The sequence below is a fragment of the Acinetobacter sp. LipI_19 genome (assembly GCF_058242925.1).
The window spans coordinates 1,172,713-1,191,879 of sequence record NZ_JBZAYK010000001.1 but is presented as its reverse complement, the minus strand read 5'-3'; the positions used below and the strand labels follow the sequence as shown (position 1 = coordinate 1,191,879).

27 protein-coding genes and 1 pseudogene are annotated in these 19,167 nt (G+C 33.4%); 15 read left to right on the top strand and 13 right to left on the bottom strand.

Features of this window, described 5'->3' with window-relative positions; genetic code table 11:
- Positions 1–41 precede the first annotated feature (41 nt).
- Positions 42–959, top strand: coding sequence for an AEC family transporter (locus tag AC4CVF_RS05805; RefSeq protein ID WP_336954204.1), 918 nt, complete (start codon positions 42–44; stop codon positions 957–959).
- Positions 960–1,130: 171 nt separating this feature from the next.
- Here AC4CVF_RS05805 and AC4CVF_RS05800 read toward each other — a convergent pair whose 3' ends face one another.
- Entirely contained in the window at positions 1,131–1,718 is a 588-nt protein-coding gene (locus AC4CVF_RS05800) for a 2-hydroxychromene-2-carboxylate isomerase (protein WP_336954206.1), read from the bottom strand.
- Positions 1,719–1,880: 162 nt separating this feature from the next.
- Entirely contained in the window at positions 1,881–2,627 is a 747-nt protein-coding gene (locus tag AC4CVF_RS05795; RefSeq protein ID WP_490789068.1) for an SDR family oxidoreductase, read from the bottom strand.
- Between the two features lie 94 nt (positions 2,628–2,721).
- On the opposite strand from AC4CVF_RS05795, the gene AC4CVF_RS05790 reads away from it, so the two are divergent.
- The 4 genes from AC4CVF_RS05790 (at position 2,722) to AC4CVF_RS05775 (ending at position 5,398) form a co-directional block, all read left to right on the top strand.
- Positions 2,722–3,288, top strand: a complete 567-nt coding sequence (locus tag AC4CVF_RS05790) for a TetR/AcrR family transcriptional regulator (RefSeq protein ID WP_336954207.1) — start codon at positions 2,722–2,724, stop codon at positions 3,286–3,288.
- Positions 3,289–3,355: 67 nt separating this feature from the next.
- Positions 3,356–4,072, top strand: coding sequence for a glutamine amidotransferase (locus AC4CVF_RS05785; RefSeq protein WP_336954208.1), 717 nt, complete (start codon positions 3,356–3,358; stop codon positions 4,070–4,072).
- A 321-nt stretch (positions 4,073–4,393) separates the two neighbouring features.
- Entirely contained in the window at positions 4,394–4,663 is a 270-nt protein-coding gene (locus AC4CVF_RS05780) for a putative hemolysin (protein ID WP_419359615.1), read from the top strand.
- A 201-nt stretch (positions 4,664–4,864) separates the two neighbouring features.
- Positions 4,865–5,398, top strand: coding sequence for a ClbS/DfsB family four-helix bundle protein (locus AC4CVF_RS05775; RefSeq protein ID WP_336954210.1), 534 nt, complete (start codon positions 4,865–4,867; stop codon positions 5,396–5,398).
- Here the strand turns inward: AC4CVF_RS05775 and AC4CVF_RS05770 are convergent.
- A complete protein-coding gene (locus AC4CVF_RS05770; protein ID WP_336954211.1) occupies positions 5,395–5,709 on the bottom strand; it encodes a hypothetical protein in 315 nt (104 codons plus the stop codon). The two genes, AC4CVF_RS05775 and AC4CVF_RS05770, sit on opposite strands and share 4 nt — an antisense overlap.
- 251 nt (positions 5,710–5,960) lie before the next feature.
- Here AC4CVF_RS05770 and AC4CVF_RS05765 point away from each other — a divergent pair, with 251 nt between their 5' ends.
- On the top strand, positions 5,961–6,170 hold the full coding sequence (locus tag AC4CVF_RS05765) for an acyl-CoA thioesterase (protein WP_336954212.1): 210 nt from the start codon (positions 5,961–5,963) through the stop codon (positions 6,168–6,170).
- 76 nt (positions 6,171–6,246) lie between these two features.
- Complete coding sequence (locus tag AC4CVF_RS05760) at positions 6,247–6,801, top strand: lipocalin family protein (protein WP_419820298.1); 555 nt, start codon at positions 6,247–6,249, stop codon at positions 6,799–6,801.
- A 72-nt stretch (positions 6,802–6,873) separates the two neighbouring features.
- Here the strand turns inward: AC4CVF_RS05760 and AC4CVF_RS05755 are convergent, their stop codons facing one another.
- The gene (locus AC4CVF_RS05755) at positions 6,874–8,097 is read right to left on the bottom strand and encodes an MFS transporter (protein ID WP_419820297.1); all 1,224 of its coding nucleotides are present in this window, start codon (positions 8,095–8,097) and stop codon (positions 6,874–6,876) included.
- A gap of 66 nt (positions 8,098–8,163) precedes the next feature.
- Here AC4CVF_RS05755 and AC4CVF_RS05750 point away from each other — a divergent pair, with 66 nt between their 5' ends.
- The 4 genes from AC4CVF_RS05750 to AC4CVF_RS05735 all read left to right on the top strand — a co-directional run bounded on the left by AC4CVF_RS05750 (position 8,164) and on the right by AC4CVF_RS05735 (position 11,570).
- A complete protein-coding gene (locus tag AC4CVF_RS05750; RefSeq protein WP_336954215.1) occupies positions 8,164–8,556 on the top strand; it encodes a helix-turn-helix domain-containing protein in 393 nt (130 codons plus the stop codon).
- A 209-nt stretch (positions 8,557–8,765) separates the two neighbouring features.
- The gene (locus tag AC4CVF_RS05745; protein WP_336954216.1) at positions 8,766–9,764 is read left to right on the top strand and encodes an AraC family transcriptional regulator; all 999 of its coding nucleotides are present in this window, start codon (positions 8,766–8,768) and stop codon (positions 9,762–9,764) included.
- Between the two features lie 114 nt (positions 9,765–9,878).
- Complete coding sequence (locus AC4CVF_RS05740) at positions 9,879–10,502, top strand: sterol desaturase family protein (RefSeq protein WP_419359609.1); 624 nt, start codon at positions 9,879–9,881, stop codon at positions 10,500–10,502.
- 33 nt (positions 10,503–10,535) lie between these two features.
- Positions 10,536–11,570 (top strand): DUF6670 family protein, encoded by a 1,035-nt coding sequence (locus tag AC4CVF_RS05735; protein WP_419327795.1) that lies wholly within the window; start codon positions 10,536–10,538, stop codon positions 11,568–11,570.
- An 84-nt stretch (positions 11,571–11,654) separates the two neighbouring features.
- Here the strand turns inward: AC4CVF_RS05735 and AC4CVF_RS05730 are convergent, their stop codons facing one another.
- A complete protein-coding gene (locus AC4CVF_RS05730) occupies positions 11,655–12,233 on the bottom strand; it encodes a YceI family protein (RefSeq protein ID WP_419327794.1) in 579 nt (192 codons plus the stop codon).
- A 310-nt stretch (positions 12,234–12,543) separates the two neighbouring features.
- On the opposite strand from AC4CVF_RS05730, the pseudogene AC4CVF_RS05725 reads away from it, so the two are divergent.
- Together AC4CVF_RS05725 and AC4CVF_RS05720 are read left to right on the top strand one after the other, a co-directional pair.
- Positions 12,544–12,944: pseudogene (locus AC4CVF_RS05725) on the top strand (OsmC family protein).
- Between the two features lie 339 nt (positions 12,945–13,283).
- Entirely contained in the window at positions 13,284–13,502 is a 219-nt protein-coding gene (locus AC4CVF_RS05720) for a hypothetical protein (RefSeq protein ID WP_336954221.1), read from the top strand.
- 128 nt (positions 13,503–13,630) lie between these two features.
- On the opposite strand, the gene AC4CVF_RS05715 is transcribed toward AC4CVF_RS05720, so the two are convergent.
- From AC4CVF_RS05715 to AC4CVF_RS05695, 5 genes are all read right to left on the bottom strand, one after another.
- On the bottom strand, positions 13,631–13,846 hold the full coding sequence (locus tag AC4CVF_RS05715; RefSeq protein ID WP_336954222.1) for a hypothetical protein: 216 nt from the start codon (positions 13,844–13,846) through the stop codon (positions 13,631–13,633).
- A 358-nt stretch (positions 13,847–14,204) separates the two neighbouring features.
- On the bottom strand, positions 14,205–14,411 hold the full coding sequence (locus AC4CVF_RS05710; RefSeq protein WP_419327793.1) for a hypothetical protein: 207 nt from the start codon (positions 14,409–14,411) through the stop codon (positions 14,205–14,207).
- 70 nt (positions 14,412–14,481) lie between these two features.
- Complete coding sequence (locus tag AC4CVF_RS05705) at positions 14,482–14,709, bottom strand: hypothetical protein (protein WP_336954224.1); 228 nt, start codon at positions 14,707–14,709, stop codon at positions 14,482–14,484.
- 100 nt (positions 14,710–14,809) lie between these two features.
- Positions 14,810–15,025: a cold-shock protein gene (locus AC4CVF_RS05700; RefSeq protein WP_336954225.1), complete on the bottom strand. Its 216-nt coding sequence runs from the start codon at positions 15,023–15,025 to the stop codon at positions 14,810–14,812.
- Between the two features lie 1,048 nt (positions 15,026–16,073).
- Positions 16,074–16,403: a YcgJ family protein gene (locus tag AC4CVF_RS05695; protein ID WP_419327821.1), complete on the bottom strand. Its 330-nt coding sequence runs from the start codon at positions 16,401–16,403 to the stop codon at positions 16,074–16,076.
- 193 nt (positions 16,404–16,596) lie between these two features.
- On the opposite strand from AC4CVF_RS05695, the gene AC4CVF_RS05690 reads away from it, so the two are divergent.
- Positions 16,597–16,992, top strand: coding sequence for a transposase family protein (locus AC4CVF_RS05690; protein WP_419327791.1), 396 nt, complete (start codon positions 16,597–16,599; stop codon positions 16,990–16,992).
- Positions 16,940–17,416 (top strand): transposase family protein, encoded by a 477-nt coding sequence (locus AC4CVF_RS05685; RefSeq protein ID WP_336954228.1) that lies wholly within the window; start codon positions 16,940–16,942, stop codon positions 17,414–17,416. Before AC4CVF_RS05690 ends, AC4CVF_RS05685 begins: the two co-directional genes overlap by 53 nt.
- A gap of 279 nt (positions 17,417–17,695) precedes the next feature.
- On the opposite strand, the gene AC4CVF_RS05680 is transcribed toward AC4CVF_RS05685, so the two are convergent.
- The 3 genes from AC4CVF_RS05680 to AC4CVF_RS05670 all read right to left on the bottom strand — a co-directional run bounded on the left by AC4CVF_RS05680 (position 17,696) and on the right by AC4CVF_RS05670 (position 19,068).
- Positions 17,696–17,938 (bottom strand): hypothetical protein, encoded by a 243-nt coding sequence (locus AC4CVF_RS05680; protein WP_336954229.1) that lies wholly within the window; start codon positions 17,936–17,938, stop codon positions 17,696–17,698.
- Positions 17,939–18,076: 138 nt separating this feature from the next.
- Positions 18,077–18,520, bottom strand: a complete 444-nt coding sequence (locus AC4CVF_RS05675; RefSeq protein WP_336954230.1) for a hypothetical protein — start codon at positions 18,518–18,520, stop codon at positions 18,077–18,079.
- Positions 18,472–19,068: a hypothetical protein gene (locus AC4CVF_RS05670; protein WP_490789067.1), complete on the bottom strand. Its 597-nt coding sequence runs from the start codon at positions 19,066–19,068 to the stop codon at positions 18,472–18,474. Before AC4CVF_RS05670 ends, AC4CVF_RS05675 begins: the two co-directional genes overlap by 49 nt.
- Positions 19,069–19,167 lie beyond the last annotated feature (99 nt).

The following is a 19,167-nucleotide window of genomic DNA, read 5'->3' as shown; positions in this document are numbered from 1 at the left end:
GTGGGACTTGGTCGAATTAGGTTCTGCATAGAGCGTTCATCATGCTACAAATGATTACTATTCTTTTCCCATCCATCGCCCTGATTGGTTTAGGTTTTTATCTTTTCCAGTCACATATACTTGATGAAAAATTCTGGAATGGCGCAGAAAAGCTAAATTACTATATTTTATTTCCAGCCTTATTGTTTAGTTCTCTTGCAAATGCAGATATGAATATGGGGCATCTCAACAGTATTCTTACAGTCATTTTTTTAATTATGGCCATGATCATTGCTGGCGTTTATCTGTTTGCAAAGTTAAACCGAACACCTATTGCCCAGATCGGTGTATATGTCCAAAGCTTGATTCGTTTTAATACCTATCTCGGACTCTCGATTGCCACAACACTTAATAATGCTGAAATCAAAAGTATCTTGGTAAATATCCTTGCTATAGCAATTCCCTTGGTTAATGTTATTTCGATCCTTTCTCTGACAGATAAAGATCAACAGAACATTAAAAATATATTCTGGTCTTTAATCAAAAACCCACTGATCAGCTCTTGTATATTGGGAATTACATTTAATCTTTTAAACATCCCTATTTGGTCTGGCTTTGCAAATCTGTTAAATGCTTTTTCAAGTAGTAGTCTGATGTTAGGCTTATTATGTGTAGGAACAGCAATTCAATTTTCGACCCTCAGAATTTATCTGAAAAAGTCTTTGCTCATTAGCCTAATCAGATTATTGCTGATCCCGCTTATTGCCTTTATCTGTTTGCAGTTTTTTGAGCTAAGTCATGCCGCCGTGATTGCTATCATGATTTTCTTTTCTATCCCAACCGCATCTTCCGCATATATCTTAACCAAACTATTAAACGGCGATCATCAATTAATGGCGGCAAGCATCAGCATGCAAACACTTTTATCCGTATTTACTTTGGCACTAATCCTTGCACTATTACAGCATTTTTATGTTTAATCCTCTACATTTACGATTAGCATTCTTCATCAAATATTTTTCTGATTCAATGCAGTTTGGCTTTCTATAGAATAACTGTGCGGCATGGCTAGCTGTAACACAATACAACGCAATTCTCTAATGCTAGCATCTAAATAATAGAATCAGAATTTAAAAGCGTATTTATCAAGATTAAGCCAATTCCATCTCAACAAAGTGAAGATGATCAACACCCCAAAACATTTCATCTCCAATAAACCATGTCGGTGCACCAAAAACACCACGCCCAATGGCTTCTTCTGTGATATTTTTTAGTTGGGCTTTAACCTGTTCATCTGAAAGCCAAGTTTGAACCTGCTCTGTACTAAAACCCAATGATTGAAGCAAGGTAATAAATTCATTGATATCATTTAAATTACGCGGATGCCCAAACATTGCATCAAATAAAGCGTTTAACACTGTTAAGAATTTTTCAGCTTGATAAAGCTGAACTGCTGTAATCACGCGCATCAGATTTAAAGTATTAATTGGAAAATAGGGATTCATTTGTATTGGAATATTCCAGAGTTTTGACCAACGCCCCATATCGATCATCGAATAACTGGCTTTTGCTGGCACAGCCATTGGACTGCTGTTCCCTGTGGCTTTAAAAATGCCACCAAGCAAGATCGGCTTCCAGATCACTTGTGCTTGATTTTGTTTTGCAATTTTTTGAATCTGATAAAAGCCTAAATAACTATATGGGCTACCCAAATCAAAATAAAATTCTACCTGTTTCATTCAGTGTTATTCCTTAACTGTACTGATCATATTTTTATCGTACTACTGTAAAAATAATTCTAGAAAAAACTTAAATCATGACTTCTTACTCTCACTATATCGAGATAAGTCATCTAGCTATATTAACCTACTCATACAAAAAACTTACTAATATAAAGTGACTTACCATTTTTCCATCCAAGGGCGTAAATCTAGCTCATGCGTCCATGCATCACGTGGTTGCTGGGCAAGATACCAATAATTTTCAGCAATATGTTCAGGATTTAAAATACCATCTTGGTCTTTTTTCTCATAAAGATCAGGAAAACTGTTTTTAATAAAATCTGTATCAATTGCACCATCAACTACCACATGAGCCACATGAATATTCTGTGGACCAAGTTCACGCGCCATACTCTGTGCCAAAGCTCTAAGTGCATGCTTTGCCCCTGCAAATGCTGAAAAATAAGCAGCACCACGTAGACCAGCAGTCGCACCTGTAAAGATCAATGTCCCGCGTTGTCGGCTTACCATTCGTTTCGCCACTTCACGACCAGTTAAAAAAGCAGAAAAACAGGCCATTTCCCATATTTTAAAATATTTACGCGCTGTTTCTTCAAGGATGCTACATGGGACATTGGCACCGATATTAAAAACCAGTACCTCTATTTCACCAATATTGCTTTCAATTTCTTCGATTAATTGTATAACTTGCTGTTCTTTTCGAGCATCTGATGCAAAACCATATGCTGTCCCGCCAGCCTGTTCAATTTCATCAATCAGTGGTTGTAACTTGTCAGCATTGCGACGGGTCATACAACTAATATATCCCCCTTTGGCAAAACGTTTCGCAATTGCGCCACCTGTTGCATCACCTGCTCCAATAATCAATGCAACTTTCTGATTTGATGTTGTTATTTCATCTTGCATATCATGCTTCCCTTTTTGCATAACGATCGTTATTATAACGATCACTATGTTATAGTTTTACAAGAGCGTCAAGGAAAATTTGATCGAGGAAAATATGCGATACAAATCTGGATATAAAGAAGAAAAAAGAAAAGAACTATTAAAAATCAGTGGACAGCTTGCCAAAAAAGATGGCTTTGCTGCAACCGGTGTAGATGGCTTTATGAAAGCTGCTGGCGTGACCAGTGGTGCATTCTATTCACATTTTTCTTCCAAGCAGGATTTGTTTAAAGCATTGGTTGAAAATGAACTTAAAAATAGCATTCAGCTGTGGCAAAGCAATCCCCATAATCAGGCTGAGTTATGGATTGAATTTGAACTCAATCGTTACTTAACCCTCTCTCATGTTGAACATCCAAATCATGGTTGTGTACTGCCAACACTCGCCACAGAAGTCGCACGTTCTGATGAGGAGATTAAACAACGCTATCAACAAGAATTACAGCGCGGTCATGCCCTATTTACTCAACGCCTCGGAAGTGAAGAAAAAGCCTGGGGCGTCTTATGTCAACTGGTAGGTGCTATACTCATAGCAAGAAGTGTTTCTGATGATTCGGTTAAATCGACCATTTTGGAATCAAGCAAACACTGTATTTATTCTATGTTGCAAATCACATCATAAATTTAGTTTTCAACCCAATAGAATCTAGTATAAATTAGCGATATTCTCGTTAAATCATCATAAAACCATGACTTCCTCCACATACGCTTTGCCGAAGACAATCTATGCCATTCAACATTTAGCTTTTGAAGATTTAGGTATTCTTGAAGACACTTTTTATGATTTGGGCTATCGCATACGTTATTTTGAAGCAGGTATAGATGATTTAAAGCAAGCATTTGCATTTGAAGGTTTAGTCGTCGTTCTAGGTGGTCCAATTGGTGTTTATGAAACTGAGGATTATCCTTTTTTAAATGATGAAATCACTTATCTTAAACAACGTTTAGCCAAGAATTTACCAACGCTTGGTATTTGCTTAGGTGCACAATTGATTGCACATGCTTTGGGTGCAAAGGTTTATGCAGGCCATCAAAAAGAAATTGGCTGGAGTCAATTGAAGCTAAATCTGGCTCAAAATAATCCATTATTGCCACTCGTAAATACCGAAGTTTTACATTGGCATGGTGATACGTTTGACTTGCCAGTACAGGCTGAATTACTTGCAAGCTCTGCAATTTATACAAATCAGGCATTTAGAGTTGGTCAAAATATCTTAGCACTACAATTCCATGTCGAAGTTGCAGCAGAGGATATGGAAAAATGGCTGATTGGTCATACTTGTGAATTGCGTAAAGCTGCCTTAAATATTCCTCATTTACGAACTGAAAATGAAAAATATGCGCCAAATCTAGAATTAAAATCACCCCTGGTTTTAGAGCATTTTATCAAACACTTAAATGTATAATCTGTTTATCTATATCAGCATGAAATAGACTTTACTGTTTCGTGCTTTTTATACCCTATTTAGTCTCCACCCATAAATACGGTGTTGGTGTAAGTGTAATATCAATACTGCGTTGCCCATATTTAACTTACTATTATATTTAACTGACTATACCATTTACATTTAAAAGATTTTCTTTATTTATACATAATATTATTTAATTAAACTTTATACTAAGTCGTACTCATCATTATTTTGAGCTACAGGATTATACAGAGTAGATACATTAAAACTTGCTAATTTAATTATACTTCATACTTTAAAACAAAGACTTTATTTGCAATGAATAAAATATATATTGGCACATCTGTGCTCATGACAACACTTCTTTCTGCCTGTTCTACCCCTGAAGTAAATACTCAAAATGCTAAACCGCTTGGCATGGCTAATCCCGCAAGTGTGTATTGTCAAAAAATGGGAGGCGAGTCTCAGATTAAAAAAGATGCATTAGGAAATGAAGCAGGATATTGTAAGCTTCCAAATGGAACAGTGGTTGATGAATGGAAGTTGTTTAGAAGTGCACAAGGCGATGTGCAAGCTGCTGCTAAATAATTTTGAATAATCGCTGCGGAATATAAACAATAGACAAGCCTTCTTGAATGACTCATTTTCTATTGGCATTAATTTCAGACTCATTACTATATATTCACTACGGTAATGAGTTGCTCCACCCTTTTCATAATTAAAATAAATTAGATCTAAACTTGCACTAAATATAAACAGTATTGTATTTATTTTGGGAATATTGAATAGATGAAAACCTATCAATCTAAACAGGAACTGATTGTTGCAATCAATAATTCATTAAATCAATATTTAACAGAATTTGAAGAAATATCCGAAGACTTAAAAGATCATAAAGTTGCAACTGTAGATAAAACCCCTGCCCAAAATTTATCCTATCAATTGGGATGGGTAAATTTATTATTAGAATGGGAAAGCAAAGAACTTGCAGGTTTCCCCGTTTCAATGCCGAAAGAAGGCTATAAATGGAATAACTTAGCAAGTCTATATCAAAATTTTTATCAAACCCATGCCCAGCATTCATTAAAAGAAAATACTCGGTTATTATCTAAACAGGTCAAAGAAGTCACAGACTGGATTGAAAATCTAACAGATGGAGAACTATTTGAAATAAATCAACGTAAATGGGCAACCACACCTGCCAACTGGCCACTGTATAAATGGATTCATATCAACACTGTCGCCCCTTTTACCAATTTTAGAGTTCAAATCAGAAAATGGAAGAAACTCAACATAAATACTGAACAAACTAAAAAGCCTTAACAGGTTATTTTTTTCAGTTCTAAATATTGAGAAATGGTGTTATTTAATTCATCCAAATAGTACTGTTTTGGTTTTTCTTGCCCTAATGATTTATCATATTTCATTAAAGCAGGCAGGTATTCTGTTTTATAGACACGCTCATATTCACCACATAATAATGCTCTATTTACCTCATTACTGGTATTTTCATCATCCAGTTGCTCATGCATGACTTTAATGGGTTTTTCTTGTTTCATCAGTACCAAACTATGAGGATTTGGAGTAATGCAACCTGTAAGCATAAGCAATAATACCATTGTTATTTTTTTCATAAACTTGCTTCATCGTTCTTAGGTTAAGCTGATCATAAACTATTTATATCTTATATCACCCTCTCAATTTATCGATAACAATTAAAATTTGAGTTTTTCTAAAGTACATATTAAAATCTTGATTAAGTAACAAAATCAAAATTTGATATAAATATATCAAATTTATATCGCTAAAAGTGCAGAGCGTTAAAATTCAATCACTCGCAATTTTATTGATTGTCAGCCATTTAAGGTGTAAAAAATTTAATCCCATGTCCTATAGAAATAAGCCAAACACAAAACAATTGTTATCCTCTGCTTGGTCAACAGATCAAGATTGCTTTCTCATTGAAAACAACCATTTAACTGTTGATCAATTGGCTGAAATACTGCCTTACCAGCATGATGAAATTATCGCAAGAAAAAGACAACTTGGACTGCTTAGAAGAGATTTTTACATGAAAAAACTACATGACTTGTAAGCAAAATTACAATATCCCCGCATCAGGCGCGACATAATGAATATATATATTAAATACTTAAATATAGGGCTATGTCATGAACAACAAGTTTAAAATATTAACGCTCGTCGGTGGAATAGCATTACTTAGTGTTGCGGCATTTGCTTATGCAGGAAATGAAAAGATTCAAACCGTTAAAAATGTAGATTTAAAGAGGTATCTGGGTACTTGGCATGAAATTGCACGCAAGCCAATGTATTTTCAAAATAAATGCGATTATAACGTTACTGCTGATTATTCCTTAAATGAAAATGGCTCAATCAAAGTAGATAATCGTTGTTACGATAAAAATGGCAAGCTTCAACAATCAATTGGCGAAGCATATGTACAAAACGCGCCTACGAACTCCAAATTAAAAGTAAGTTTTTTACCAAAAGTACTTCGTTGGTTACCTGTGGGGCGTGGTGATTATTGGATTTTAAAGCTGGATGAAAATTATCAAGTTGCATTGATCGGTACACCCAACAAAAAATATTTATGGTTACTCAGTCGATCTCCACAGCTTGATCCAGCCACAACTGAAGAATATTTAAATTATGCTAAAAGCTTAGGTTATAATTTAAGTGATTTAATTGAAACCAAACAAAAATAAACGCATACAAGCCCTTAAAAGGGCTTGTTAGATCTAGCTCATTTTATACGATTACGCTACAAATCCTTCTTATCAATATTGTCTACGAAATGAGACAAAACTGATGAGCACCCCCACAATCATCAATGCTCCAGCACACAAAAAGGTAAATTGCATCCCATCAATGATTGCTAAAGCCGTTGCCTGAGTGAGTTGATTTGTGCCGACACCAAATGAAAAAATAGCTCCCATCACTGAAACCCCGATAATTAAGCCCATATTACGAGATAAGCTAAGAAGTCCTGATACCATCCCTTGTCGAGCTTTGGGAACATCTGCCAAGGTCATGGTATTGTTGGCTGCCTGAAACAGTTGATAACCCGAAGTCAAAATAATGATCGGCATAATATAGCCACTTATACCCATCAATTTCGGTAAGATAGCGAGCATCGAGCTACCGATAATCAGAAAAATCAACCCTGTAGTGACGATATAGCGACTGCCCCAACGATCGACAAGTCGACCCGATGGAATCCCACTTAAGATAGCAACCACTGGCCCAATCCCCATAATCAAACCCACTTGTATTTGATTCAAGTTTAGACCAAGACTGAGATAAAAAGGTCCAATGACAAGTGTGGTCATCATAACGGCGGCAACCAGCAAATTAACCATGAGGTTTTGTGTTATGTTCGTGTCTGGTTGCAAAGAAGTTAGTGCAGGAATTTCTTTTTTAATGTAATCATTAGGCAGCAGTACCCAAGCCAGAATAATCGCGATACCCGCAAGTATAAACTGTAATCCAAAAATGCCTTGCCAACCGCTCACAACAAGCAGAAACCCACCCAACACTGGTCCAAGTGCTGTACCTAAAGCTGATATCGTTCCAAGCATTCCCATTGCTCTTCCCAACTGTGATTTACTGACGGTATGACGTGTCAGTGCCATTGCAAGTGTCATTAAGAATGCCGCACCTATTCCTTGAAATGATCGTGAAGCAACCAATATCCATAAGTTAGGTGCAACACTACATAGCAGTGAAGCCAAACTGAATATAATCAGTCCAACGATCAGCATAGACTTACATCCATATCGATCACCTAAGCGTCCAGCAATGACAACAGAGAGCGTCAGCGAGACAAGGTATCCAATTACAATAGCCTGTATTTGATTAAATGGCAGTAGAAATACCTCAGCAAGTGTGGGTAAGGCGATATTGACAATGCTTGTCCCCAGCGATGCCAATAGCATGGATAACGCCAAAGTGATGGTGATTCCAGTTTGGGTCTTGTTTATCGATTCTGTCTGCTCTGTCATGTTGCGCTCTTGTCAGCAGTGGTGTTTAATCACATACTACTAATTCAAGTTGACTTGAGGTCAAGTATGAAATTTCTTGATATTGGTGTAGTTTCAGCAAAAAGTGGAATTAAACCTTCAGCACTACGCTATTATGAAGAAATCGGTTTGATTTTCTCAATTTCTCGTCATGGATTACGTAGACAATTTTCTTCTGAAGTTCTGTTACGACTCACTTTGATTTCAATGGGAAAATCGGCGGGCTTTTCGCTTAAAGAGATCGCAGCAATGTTCGATAGTCGTGGCGCACTTGATCTTTCTCCAAGTGTTATTCATCAAAAAGCCGATGAGATTGATCTTCAAATTCATAAATTGATCGCACTCCGTGACATACTTCGCCACGTAGGTGACTGCCCTGCACCATCGCATTTGCAATGCCCTAGCTTTAAGCGACTAGTTGAGAAGGCAGCTCAGAAATAAAAGACATTTTAAAAAGATTGTTAGGCGTATTTGTTGAATAGCTAAATTAGATTGTAGAACAATAATTAAAATTAGCACGCAATGACATTGAACAGTCAAATGGCTTTCTCTAAGATGATAAAACAAGCTTAAATTTTCATGACTTTTATACATTTGTAGCCTGATCTATGAGTATTAATTGTATATGTTGAAATCGGTATTTTTGATTTATGGATCAAAACAAATCTAGTGATTCTGGTGTTTTCCTCTGGTTAACATATCACACCCTAAATAAAATGAATTTGGATGCAAATCGGATATTTTCACAAATAAGATTATCAGAACAACCACCTGACAAAACCATTCGGCGAGATAATTCGACCCAACAACGCTTTTGGGAAATAGCTGAAGAAATCAGTGCTGATCAAAATATCGGACTTCATGTAGGTGAACATTTCCCCATTTTTAGAGGCGAAATATTAGAATACATTTTTATGAGTAGTCCTACATTTGGGGACGGCTTACAAAGAGCTTTGCGTTATCAAAAAATTTTTACTGATGCTTTTGTGGCTCATTTACACATTGAAAATCAAAATGCAATGATCACGAATCTTCAGCACCCAGTTCGTCATTATCTAGAATGCGCCATAAGCGTTATGCTTAATTTTTTGAACTATATAACTAACAATCATTTTAATCCCAAAGAAATATGGTTGCCATACCAACAAGGTGCGAGCTTAGATGAATATCAACGTATCTGGAAATGCCCTACTCGTTTAGGTATGCAGCACGGCTGTATAGTTTTTGATGCTGAAATATTGAGCTTAGCTTCAGCATCAGCTGAACCAATGCTATTAAAAATACATGAGCATGTTGCTAAACAGCAGGTGAAAGTTGTCGATAAATATTATTTAATTAATGATATAGAAAACTTACTCAGCTCCGGTTTATTAGAATCAGGTCAATTAGATTTAAAATTAATTGCCCAACATTTAGGGCTGCAGCCACGAAAACTTCGTGCAGATCTTAAAGAAGTGAATACGACTTTTGAAAAAGTTTTGGCAACTTACCGTGAAAAAATGGCCAAAAAACTATTGATGAATCCCAATATAAGCATAGATCAAGTTGTATATTTACTTGGTTTTTCTGAGCCTTCCGCCTTTTCACGTGCCTTTAAACGCTGGACAAATGAAACGCCATCCCATTATCGCCAGCGTAAGCAAAAATAATTTTTTAGCTATAACTTGATTCTAATGACATTTAACGAGTTAGCTTTTCAGTCAAAAAAAATGAGCTGTTCTTTTCTACACTGATGTTTATTTCTTAATTGAAAAGGATTAGAGATGTTAGGTTTTCCAATTGGCCTTTTAGTTGCGAATGGATTTGAATGGTATGCACATAAGGTATGGTTGCATGAATTTCCAAGTAAACACCGTAATAGCCCTTTCTTCACACATATAGCACATCATAAACGTGCCAGAACACATGTGTTTCATGATGAAGGATATCGTGAATCTATGTTTAAAAATGCAGAAATTTATAATGAAAAAACCGCATTGTTAGGTATAGCCGCTGTTTCAACTGTATTTTTACCCATTGCACCATTTTTTACTGCCGGCTTATATTATGGGATTTGGAATTATTGGCGAGTACATGCAAAATCTCACCTAGACCCTGAATATGCGCGTAAACGGATCCCTTGGCACTATGATCATCATATGGCTAGTAATCAAAATGCCAATTGGTGTGTTACACGTCCGTGGTTTGATTATATTATGGGAACACGTGTTTTTACTGAGCTTTCGATTAAAGAAAGCAATCCTCTAGGAATAAATCTACCTAAAAATTTTGAAATAATCCTAAACAAGACATCACAGAAAATATTTGCAAAATCATATCTTAAAATTACTTCTAAGAGTGCATTGGATATAAAAAGTGCTCGTCAAGGCATCTCATTAGAACTGTAAATTTTAACAAATAAAGTATTAAGGATCATTTAGATGAAACGATTATTACCCAAACACATTGCTGCGCCAAAGTTTTTACATAATTTTATCGATTGTTCAGAGACAATCAACGGAAAACCTTTTGAGGTGAATACGCCAACGCATACACCACGAGGAAAATATTCTTGCGTTCATTATGGGGTTATGATTCCGAATCTTAATGCACCATTTAATTTTTTGAATCTTTTAATTGTGGTTGGTCAACCACGTGTAAAAATTTTTAGAAATCAACATTTGATCCAAACCACTGCGCTTGATACAGCAAATGTATTAATAGGCACAGCAGTGGGTACAGACAAACACTTTAATGGCTATAGTGTAGAAAATGACTGTAAATTGGAAAGTAATGGTTCATCCTTAAAATTTGGGAATGACTTGTTATTAAAAGGCACATATCCAAATTTTCATGCGCATCGTGAAGGTCATGATTTCAATTTTGATTTAAAGATTCGTGCGACTGATAAAATTGCACATTTTGCACAAATGTCATTAGGTTTATATGATCACTGGGCATTATTATGTACATATGAAGGATTTCTTGAATATCAAGGTAAGAAAACCTCAGTTCAAGGACTTTGTACTTATGAATATGCTCGTGCAGTAGATGTAAATTTATATATCAATTATTTTACTTATCATATTTTAAATATCGATGAGAAAACTCAAGTCCTACTTGTCGAAGTTCTTGGCCCATTAAATCTTGTATTGCAACGTCGAGTATATATTCGTTCTACAGATGATCATGGCAGTATTCATTCAAATGGATTTAATTTTAATGTCCATGCATTTCAAGCTCAACGTGTTATAACACCGAATGGTTTATCAATGCGTTTACCTCGTACTTTCTCATGGTGCGTGAATGATAATAATGGAAATTCGTTAATACGTATTGATGGTCTAACAAATGCAGATTTTCAATATGGCATGGCTGGAGGCTATGCAGGAAGCTATCAATACAAAGGTACATTCAAAGGGAGTCCAGTTGAAGGTACTGGTTATATTGAATATTTAGATATCCGTACTGATTAGATTGATGCAACTTTTATCTAGTCGATAAAAAAGGCCTATAAAGCAAGTTATATCCACCTTATAAGCCTTTGATCTATTTAAATATTACTTTGCTACAGACGCTTCTGTTGTAATATTTACAGTAATTTTATCACCTACATTTGGCACGTATGCTCCAACACCAAATGCTGAACGGTCAAATGATGTCGTTGCATTGAAACCAATTGACTGCGCTTTAGTCATTGGATGTTCACCTTGTTTGTTTAAAACAGCATCTAAAATAACTGGTTTAGTCACATCTTTCACAGTTAAATTACCTGTGATTTTGTATTTATTTTTACCTAAAGCTTGAACTTTAGTACTTTTAAAAGTGATATTTGGATACTTTTCAGCATCAAAGAAATCTGCCTTTTTTAAATGTTGGTCTAATGCTGCTACATTGGTATTTAAACTAGCTAATGGAATAGTTACATTGACAGATGAGTCTGCTGGTTTTGCATTATCAACAGAGATCGTACCTTGAATGTCACTGAAGTTTGCTGAAGGTGTTGAAAAACCGAAATGATTCCAAGTAAATACTGTTGCAGTATGTGTTGGATCAATTTTGTAATCTACAGGCTTTGCCATACTGAAAGTTGTAACTGATGCTACGGCCAAACCCAATGTTAATGCTTTAAAGTTCATCTTTATATTCTCGCTATCGAATGGATATTAGTGTATACACTTCCCGTATAAATTCACTGTTATTGATAATACGATATGTTGCATATATGCAACGATTCTATAATGACCATTTTAAAAACTTAATCCAACCCTAAAAAAACAAAACAAGACTTTGTTTTATAATTATTTATTTTTTAAAAAGTAATTAAGAAAAACATTGACCATAGGTCACATTCAAATCTAAAATTTATAAAGCAATAAATTAAACTGAAAACTTTTCCGAAAATTTTATATTGATGATACTGGTCTATTTTTATCTGATGAACATTTTATGGCAAATCTTGCTCAAGTAGAAAGTACACAGACACCTTATCGTGTGACACTCACCCACCCCCAAGGACATACATGGTATGCCGATAAACCTAGCGATAAGGGTGTTCAAGATACAGCACAGAATCCGATTTAATTTCTATTATCTACATAATCTGCTTGTACTGTGAGCAACTTAGAAATGTATTCAAATCATAAAGGGCTAAAATTGAACATGTACAATTAGATTGAGCTTTAAACCCTGAACTAGTTGAGAATAATATTTCAAGGAAAATTTTTCTTAAAGGTGATTTCACCGAGTAGCAACATAAACGCCTGCTTAAAGTTACAGAAAGTTGTCCTGTTCATAAATTATTGACTTCAAATATTCAAATTCAAACAGAGTTGGGAATTGAATGCTAAATGCTAAGCATAGGACAAGCACATATTCATAATAGTAGCGTAAAAATATGATACAAAACGTCCTGTCAAAAATGTTGGTAATTACATCAATCCGTATGGCCTACACTTTGTTTTTCTAATCCCAATTATTTTGCAATTCTTTCCGTGGAAGCTAAAAGTAATCTAGCTGTTATCCATAATGACTTTTGTGTGATTACACACCATGATCAAGTTAACCATTTTATACCTTGTATTTAAAAAAAGTTATTAATCGTTGTTGTGAGCTCGAATTTGGCTTATGGGTATTTGTAGGTGAAAAAAGTTTTCAAGATTATTAAGATCATTTTAATAAAGAAAATCATGAAATCACTTTTTTGGTCGCTGTGTAATTTTCTTTCTGAATATAAATTTGGTGATTCTTCGACACTGATGTCTGTTCATACCCAAACTGGTAATTTAAGAACTATTTTGATTCCATATCTCGCTAAGGAACATCCATTTGTAGATGATTTTTATCATGATATTTCATTGGGCGATGCTGAAAAACGTATTAAAAATATGATGGATCGTTTATCTTAAATTTTCTAGGTTAATATCATTTGAATTATCAAAGTTTTATTTATAACTAATTTACTTGAGTCAGTTTTTGTACGATTGTTCTGCAAAATATTTCTAAAATATCAAAGCCCCTTACGGGGCTTTTAAACTTATAACTTCTCAACCAAGACACGATCAACCTGTTTTAAACCAGAGTGCTTTTCATGGTTTTTACGGCGGATCTTAATCAACTTATCTTCTTGAAAATCTTGTAGCAGTAACTCAACAGCAACCATAGATTCAAGCGGCAAATCCTGCCCAATCCACTTTTGCTCACCTGCATCCATCAAGGTAATTTCATCACTAATTTGTTCATAAAGGCTCATATTTTCCTCACTTATGGGATATGTATCACCATGTTTCATGAATACCCAATGAATGGCACAACTATATACCTATTGCAAAAAACTGCTACTAAAATTTAGTTAATTTACAAACCAAGTTCACAAAATAAAACCGCCCCAATTGGGGCAAATAATTTGCTTATAAATCAATTAAATAATTTAGAATGTTGCAATTTTGTTGCACTTTCACGGAAATAACAAATTTCAAATAAATTTGAATACGTTATAAATACACTAATATTTTTAAAATGCAAGTTGAAATAAGCGATGTAAATACCTGCTTCCACTTTAATTAAGGTATTTGCTCTTCATCCCCTTTAAAACACTAAATTCATTATAACTAAGAGATTTTATCAATTTTAAAAATTTTACCAGTGAGCTTACTTTGAAAAAACATTTCAAAACTCGGTCGTATGTCTTCGCCTTCAACTGTAATGTATTTTAAATTTGAAAAACATTGGGTATTAGCGAAATAATTATCCACGGTTGCCTGAATGAGATATTTAATTCCAAACTGGTCTTTAACACTGATACTATGTTTAAGCATTACGATATCCTAATAAAATTTTGGCAGAAATGAAGAATCCACCTAAGTTTTCAGTAACTAATTGAGTTTTTTAAATAACTCTATCATTTAATTTAAATAGTTGATTTAAAGAGGCATAGAAGGTCCGTCCATCTAAATTCAAATCAACTTCAATTCCAGAGGAAAGAAGAACTCTTTTTCCAACCTCTACTGTTTTAAAGCCTTCACGTGTGTTTTGTATTTTATTTAGAGGAATCAAAGACACAAGAATTTCTGTACCATTTTTAGATTTTGCAATTAAATCATTTATTTTTAACAATTTACATCCTAAATTTAAACTTATTAACAATCTTAAAATTAATTTTAAGAGAAAATAAAAAGCACTAATTAGTGCTTTTCTTTTTACTATTTACAATTACTTATACAGCAACAATATTTATAGCATTTGGGCCTTTTTGACCTTGTGCAATACTGAATTCAACGGGTTGACCTTCAGCAAGAGTTTTGAAGCCAGAGCTAGCGATTTCGCTAAAGTGAGCAAAAACATCTGGACCTGATTCTGGCTGAATAAAACCAAAACCCTTGGCTTCATTAAACCACTTAACAGTACCTTTCATAACATTTGAATTAGACATAATAAATCCTATTTTTTAAAAATTTAGCCATTTTATTGACTATTCTGTAACATCGAAATAATAAAGAATGGAGCTTAAAATCTGAAAAAAACGAAGGATTATGACTAATACTGCGGTACTTAGAGAAAATTTACCAAACATGACTTTTTCTAGTTAAGTTTATTGTACACCCAAAACAAAAATAATCAAGTTTTCTTATATATATATTAATTTTATTTATAAAAGTTCTTCATAAATGCTTATAGTTATTAAAATTTAATGTTAAAATTTCATTTATTAACTTACACTTACGATTATTTTTGCTTTATTATTTCTACAAATAAATAATTCTTTTCATTTCATGACATATCTAATATACAAGTCTCTAGAGATAAATGTTACAATATAACAATTAAAGAATGAGTTTTTCATGACAAATCAATATCTTAATAGCAAATTCTATGTTTTAATTTTGGTCTTATTTATATCAATTATGACGACTAATGTAATTCATAATGATTTTTCTGATACTTTATTAACTGTAATCAACAGTTTTATAATTATAAAAATCTTACATGTATTATTTATTCAACTCTTAAATACAATCTTTGAAATATGCAATCCATAGTCCTTTAAAGTTATAAAATTTCTACAATTGTCTTTTGTAATTTCATCTATATTGATAAATTAATAGTTGCCCTTATCATATCTAATTTGATGTAGATAATCATTCTTATTTTGTTTCATATCAGATAACAAAAATTTATTGAATAATTGATTTCATAATCATGGGAATATACAAATTTCAATGATTATTTCTTTTAAAATTTTATGTTCACTCAAAATAATTTCTATATATTGGGTTCTTTTCAATCAGAAAATTTCATCTGTTCCAATTTGTGCCCATTAACTTCAAATTAAATTTGCTTTGCCTTTTGTAACGGCCTTGTTCTTGGTTTATTTTATGGTTTTCTTTTTTGCTAAGAATATTATATTGGTTAATTTCCACATTTCGATCATAAAAGAGCTCACCTTTAGACGAGCTCTTTAAGTTATTTATGACAAAGAACTATTTATAATTAAAAAGCTTATCAGTCATGCTTTTATCAACTTTACTTCTATGTCCGTTCTCAAAATATCGATCTACATGACATCTTTTTGTATTTGTATCACAAAATACCCCATTAGAAAGTGTAAATGCTGATGTGTCAAAATTGCTTTGTGAAAAAGCTTTACTCGCTTTCTTAGTCCCTAAATATTTGGCCGTAAGGGATTTTGATACACCTTTCTTATCAGCACAAATATATTTATCACAAATCACACCTTTTTTAGGTGAAAAAACACTAATGCTTGTTTTTGCTATCACTGAAGAGCTGATGATTAAACATGTGCAACCAATGAGATTAAGAAATCCCTTATAAATTTTCACTTTTGATCCTAAAAAAATAAAGCAAAATTATAAGTTCAATCTGATTAAGGATAAACAATTATTACTTTTAAACTAATATATAAATAAAAAATTACATTATTGAGTATTGATGAACTTGTCAAAAAATAGATTAAAATTTAAGATTTTCAAGCATAATCTGTATATGAAATATCTCAACTTAACAAAGCTTTCTGATTCCCAGTTTAAGCGTTATACAGGCATATCTCGTTCAACATTTTCTCTAATGGTTGAACAAATGCAGATGCAAATTCCATCTAAAGGCAGACCACCGAAACTGTGTCTTGAAGATCAAGTACTACTCTGTTTAAGCTATTGGAGAGAATACCGAACCTTATTTCATGTTGCTGCAAGTTACGGTGTATCAGAGCCAACAGCTTCCAGAATTGTTCGTCAAGTTGAAGTTAGTTTAATCCAGTCAGGTTTGTTTAATTTACCCAAAGATATCCCCGAAGGTGAAGGTATAGACTGGAATGTGGTGATTGTAGATGCTACTGAAACTCCAATTCAAAGGCCTAAAAAAACAGAAAAAAAGCTATAGTGGTAAGAAAAAGACTCATACGCTTAAAGTACAAGCGATCATTCACTGTAAAACTCAGCAAATACTAAGTTTATGCATGAGCAAAGGCGCTGTACATGACTTTGAACTGTTCAAACGCAATCTGCATTTAGTCCCAACAAATTCATTTATTCTGGAAGATAAAGGTTATCAAGGGATTTATACTATATATCCCAATAGCTTGTTACCGTGCAAGGCTAAAAAACGTTGTGAATTAGATCCTTTACTAAAAACATATAATCGAGAAATTAATAAAAGAAGAATAGGGATTGAGCATGTATTTGGAACATTAAAGACTTTCAAAATCCTTGCAGAGCGATATCGAAATAGATGGAAAAAGTTTGTCTTAAGGTTCAATTTTATTGCAGGAATTTATAATTTAGAACTGAGTAAAAGTGAGTTATGAAAGAAGTCTATTTCAGAAGTAACATCATTAACAATAGAAATAAAAATGCCAAGATTCATAGTGCAATTTCGAATTGCATAAAGAATTGTATCTACAATATCTACTACTTCATCTGAAATTTGACTTCATCAACTGAAATAGAGGTTTTGTAGAGGGCTTTAATTACATCTACATAATGTTGGCGTTCTTCACGTGTCATTCATTTTCTCCTGACATAAAAAACCGCTTTTCGGCGGTCATGGTGAATCCATCAAACTATTTGACGGATAAAATTTATTTTTAGTTAATTTTATTTAAACAAAAACTTTGAGCACTACTGCTATCTTTATAATTAAGCTGATTATTGAAACAAGTACAATATTGTCGGGACTTTGTATATTTTACACTCTCAGGAATATTTACTCCTATACATTCCTTTTCAATACCGCCAGATTGAGATAATTGTAATTCACCTTTAACTAATAAAATAAAAAAACCAATACAAATAAATATGACAAATAGAAATAAATATTTATTTTTCATGATTATCTCAATGCAATGAACTCTAGGTCGATACTACTAAATTCAGCCTGTTAATTGAATTATAATTTATAAGCTTTAGAAAATAAAAAAGCCCACTAAAAGTGAGCTTTAAATTTAAAACTATTGAAAATCATATTCTTACTGTAAAAGTAAAAATTCTTGTTCTTCTGTTGTTTGATTCATCCCAAATTGCAACATTGAATCTTGGATTGCCTTTAACATTAATGTTCTATTAGCAGGATTAGACTGATCTATTTCGTCCCAATTATGAGGATTCCGACCATTTTGTGAAGAAATTTGATCTGATTTAATTTTCAAACTTTCTAAAGTTTTCTTAATAAATAAATAACCTTTTAACTTGTCATCCTTAAACACCTTTGTGCCATCTAGGTATGTTCGGTTTATTAAATTTGGCGGAAGATTTAGTTGACCATTTGTTGTATCAGAAAGTACGGCTAATCGACTCCATAATTGATTGTATGGTACTTCATAAACCTCTGCTGTTAATTTTTTTTGTTCTTTTGGCAATGGAGTTAGGCCATCTCCATTTTGAGTACCCGATTGCAAAAGACTTTCAGCCATTTAGCCATTCCTTCAAGGTACCAGCCACCTTTAAATTGATTATAGTCATATTGATAAAGATGAAAAATTTCGTGCGTTCCTGTAACCCAATAATCTCCAGTAAAACTCTCAATATTATTTCGAATATATATGTTAAGAGCACATTTACCTTCTTTGGTTGGTTTATTAATAAATATTGAAGGATTTTCATACGCTACACCATTGCCAGTTAAAGCTGTTAAATGGATATCAATGAATTTTGCCGCACCCGCGTATCGTTCACTATTTAAAGGATGAACAAATCTAAGGCTAGTTAAAGCTTCTGTAGTCGCATTAGCTTGTATTGCTACATTTTCAACATAGTCTGGAATACCATTATTATTAAGATCAGTTTGATTTGGTATGTAATCAGCATTACTTGGATTTGATGAGTAGAAAATTCTAAACTCACCTGATTTATAAACACTATTTAAAGTAGGAAGTGTTGATGTTGACGTACCACATGTTACAGCCGCATATATATGATTAGACATAAATACTAGCACTAAGCCACTTAATATATTTTTCATCTTTTTACCTTTTAATAATTTTGAGCTTGTCTCATCCTGAATAAATAATTAACAAGAATATATGTAAAATATTTAACCTATATAAATCAAATAATTATT

Excerpts from the sequence above, each read along its gene's own strand:
- AC4CVF_RS05750 (WP_336954215.1), top strand. The coding sequence starts at position 8,164 with ATGAAATTTCTTGATATTGGTGTAGTTTCAGCAAAAAGTGGAATTAAA.
- AC4CVF_RS05795 (WP_490789068.1), bottom strand. The coding sequence starts at position 2,627 with ATGCAAGATGAAATAACAACATCAAATCAGAAAGTTGCATTGATTATT.
- AC4CVF_RS05740 (WP_419359609.1), top strand. The coding sequence starts at position 9,879 with ATGTTAGGTTTTCCAATTGGCCTTTTAGTTGCGAATGGATTTGAATGG.
- AC4CVF_RS05760 (WP_419820298.1), top strand. The coding sequence starts at position 6,247 with ATGAACAACAAGTTTAAAATATTAACGCTCGTCGGTGGAATAGCATTA.
- AC4CVF_RS05790 (WP_336954207.1), top strand. The coding sequence starts at position 2,722 with ATGCGATACAAATCTGGATATAAAGAAGAAAAAAGAAAAGAACTATTA.
- AC4CVF_RS05710 (WP_419327793.1), bottom strand. The coding sequence starts at position 14,411 with ATGCTTAAACATAGTATCAGTGTTAAAGACCAGTTTGGAATTAAATAT.
- AC4CVF_RS05680 (WP_336954229.1), bottom strand. The coding sequence starts at position 17,938 with ATGAAAAATAAATATTTATTTCTATTTGTCATATTTATTTGTATTGGT.
- AC4CVF_RS05775 (WP_336954210.1), top strand. The coding sequence starts at position 4,865 with ATGAAAACCTATCAATCTAAACAGGAACTGATTGTTGCAATCAATAAT.
- AC4CVF_RS05685 (WP_336954228.1), top strand. The coding sequence starts at position 16,940 with ATGCTACTGAAACTCCAATTCAAAGGCCTAAAAAAACAGAAAAAAAGC.
- AC4CVF_RS05785 (WP_336954208.1), top strand. The coding sequence starts at position 3,356 with ATGACTTCCTCCACATACGCTTTGCCGAAGACAATCTATGCCATTCAA.
- AC4CVF_RS05805 (WP_336954204.1), top strand. The coding sequence starts at position 42 with ATGCTACAAATGATTACTATTCTTTTCCCATCCATCGCCCTGATTGGT.
- AC4CVF_RS05800 (WP_336954206.1), bottom strand. The coding sequence starts at position 1,718 with ATGAAACAGGTAGAATTTTATTTTGATTTGGGTAGCCCATATAGTTAT.
- AC4CVF_RS05755 (WP_419820297.1), bottom strand. The coding sequence starts at position 8,097 with ATGACAGAGCAGACAGAATCGATAAACAAGACCCAAACTGGAATCACC.
- AC4CVF_RS05720 (WP_336954221.1), top strand. The coding sequence starts at position 13,284 with ATGAAATCACTTTTTTGGTCGCTGTGTAATTTTCTTTCTGAATATAAA.
- AC4CVF_RS05700 (WP_336954225.1), bottom strand. The coding sequence starts at position 15,025 with ATGTCTAATTCAAATGTTATGAAAGGTACTGTTAAGTGGTTTAATGAA.
- AC4CVF_RS05735 (WP_419327795.1), top strand. The coding sequence starts at position 10,536 with ATGAAACGATTATTACCCAAACACATTGCTGCGCCAAAGTTTTTACAT.
- AC4CVF_RS05730 (WP_419327794.1), bottom strand. The coding sequence starts at position 12,233 with ATGAACTTTAAAGCATTAACATTGGGTTTGGCCGTAGCATCAGTTACA.
- AC4CVF_RS05780 (WP_419359615.1), top strand. The coding sequence starts at position 4,394 with ATGAATAAAATATATATTGGCACATCTGTGCTCATGACAACACTTCTT.
- AC4CVF_RS05675 (WP_336954230.1), bottom strand. The coding sequence starts at position 18,520 with ATGGCTGAAAGTCTTTTGCAATCGGGTACTCAAAATGGAGATGGCCTA.
- AC4CVF_RS05745 (WP_336954216.1), top strand. The coding sequence starts at position 8,766 with ATGGATCAAAACAAATCTAGTGATTCTGGTGTTTTCCTCTGGTTAACA.
- AC4CVF_RS05715 (WP_336954222.1), bottom strand. The coding sequence starts at position 13,846 with ATGAGCCTTTATGAACAAATTAGTGATGAAATTACCTTGATGGATGCA.
- AC4CVF_RS05690 (WP_419327791.1), top strand. The coding sequence starts at position 16,597 with ATGAAATATCTCAACTTAACAAAGCTTTCTGATTCCCAGTTTAAGCGT.
- AC4CVF_RS05765 (WP_336954212.1), top strand. The coding sequence starts at position 5,961 with ATGTCCTATAGAAATAAGCCAAACACAAAACAATTGTTATCCTCTGCT.
- AC4CVF_RS05670 (WP_490789067.1), bottom strand. The coding sequence starts at position 19,068 with ATGAAAAATATATTAAGTGGCTTAGTGCTAGTATTTATGTCTAATCAT.
- AC4CVF_RS05770 (WP_336954211.1), bottom strand. The coding sequence starts at position 5,709 with ATGAAAAAAATAACAATGGTATTATTGCTTATGCTTACAGGTTGCATT.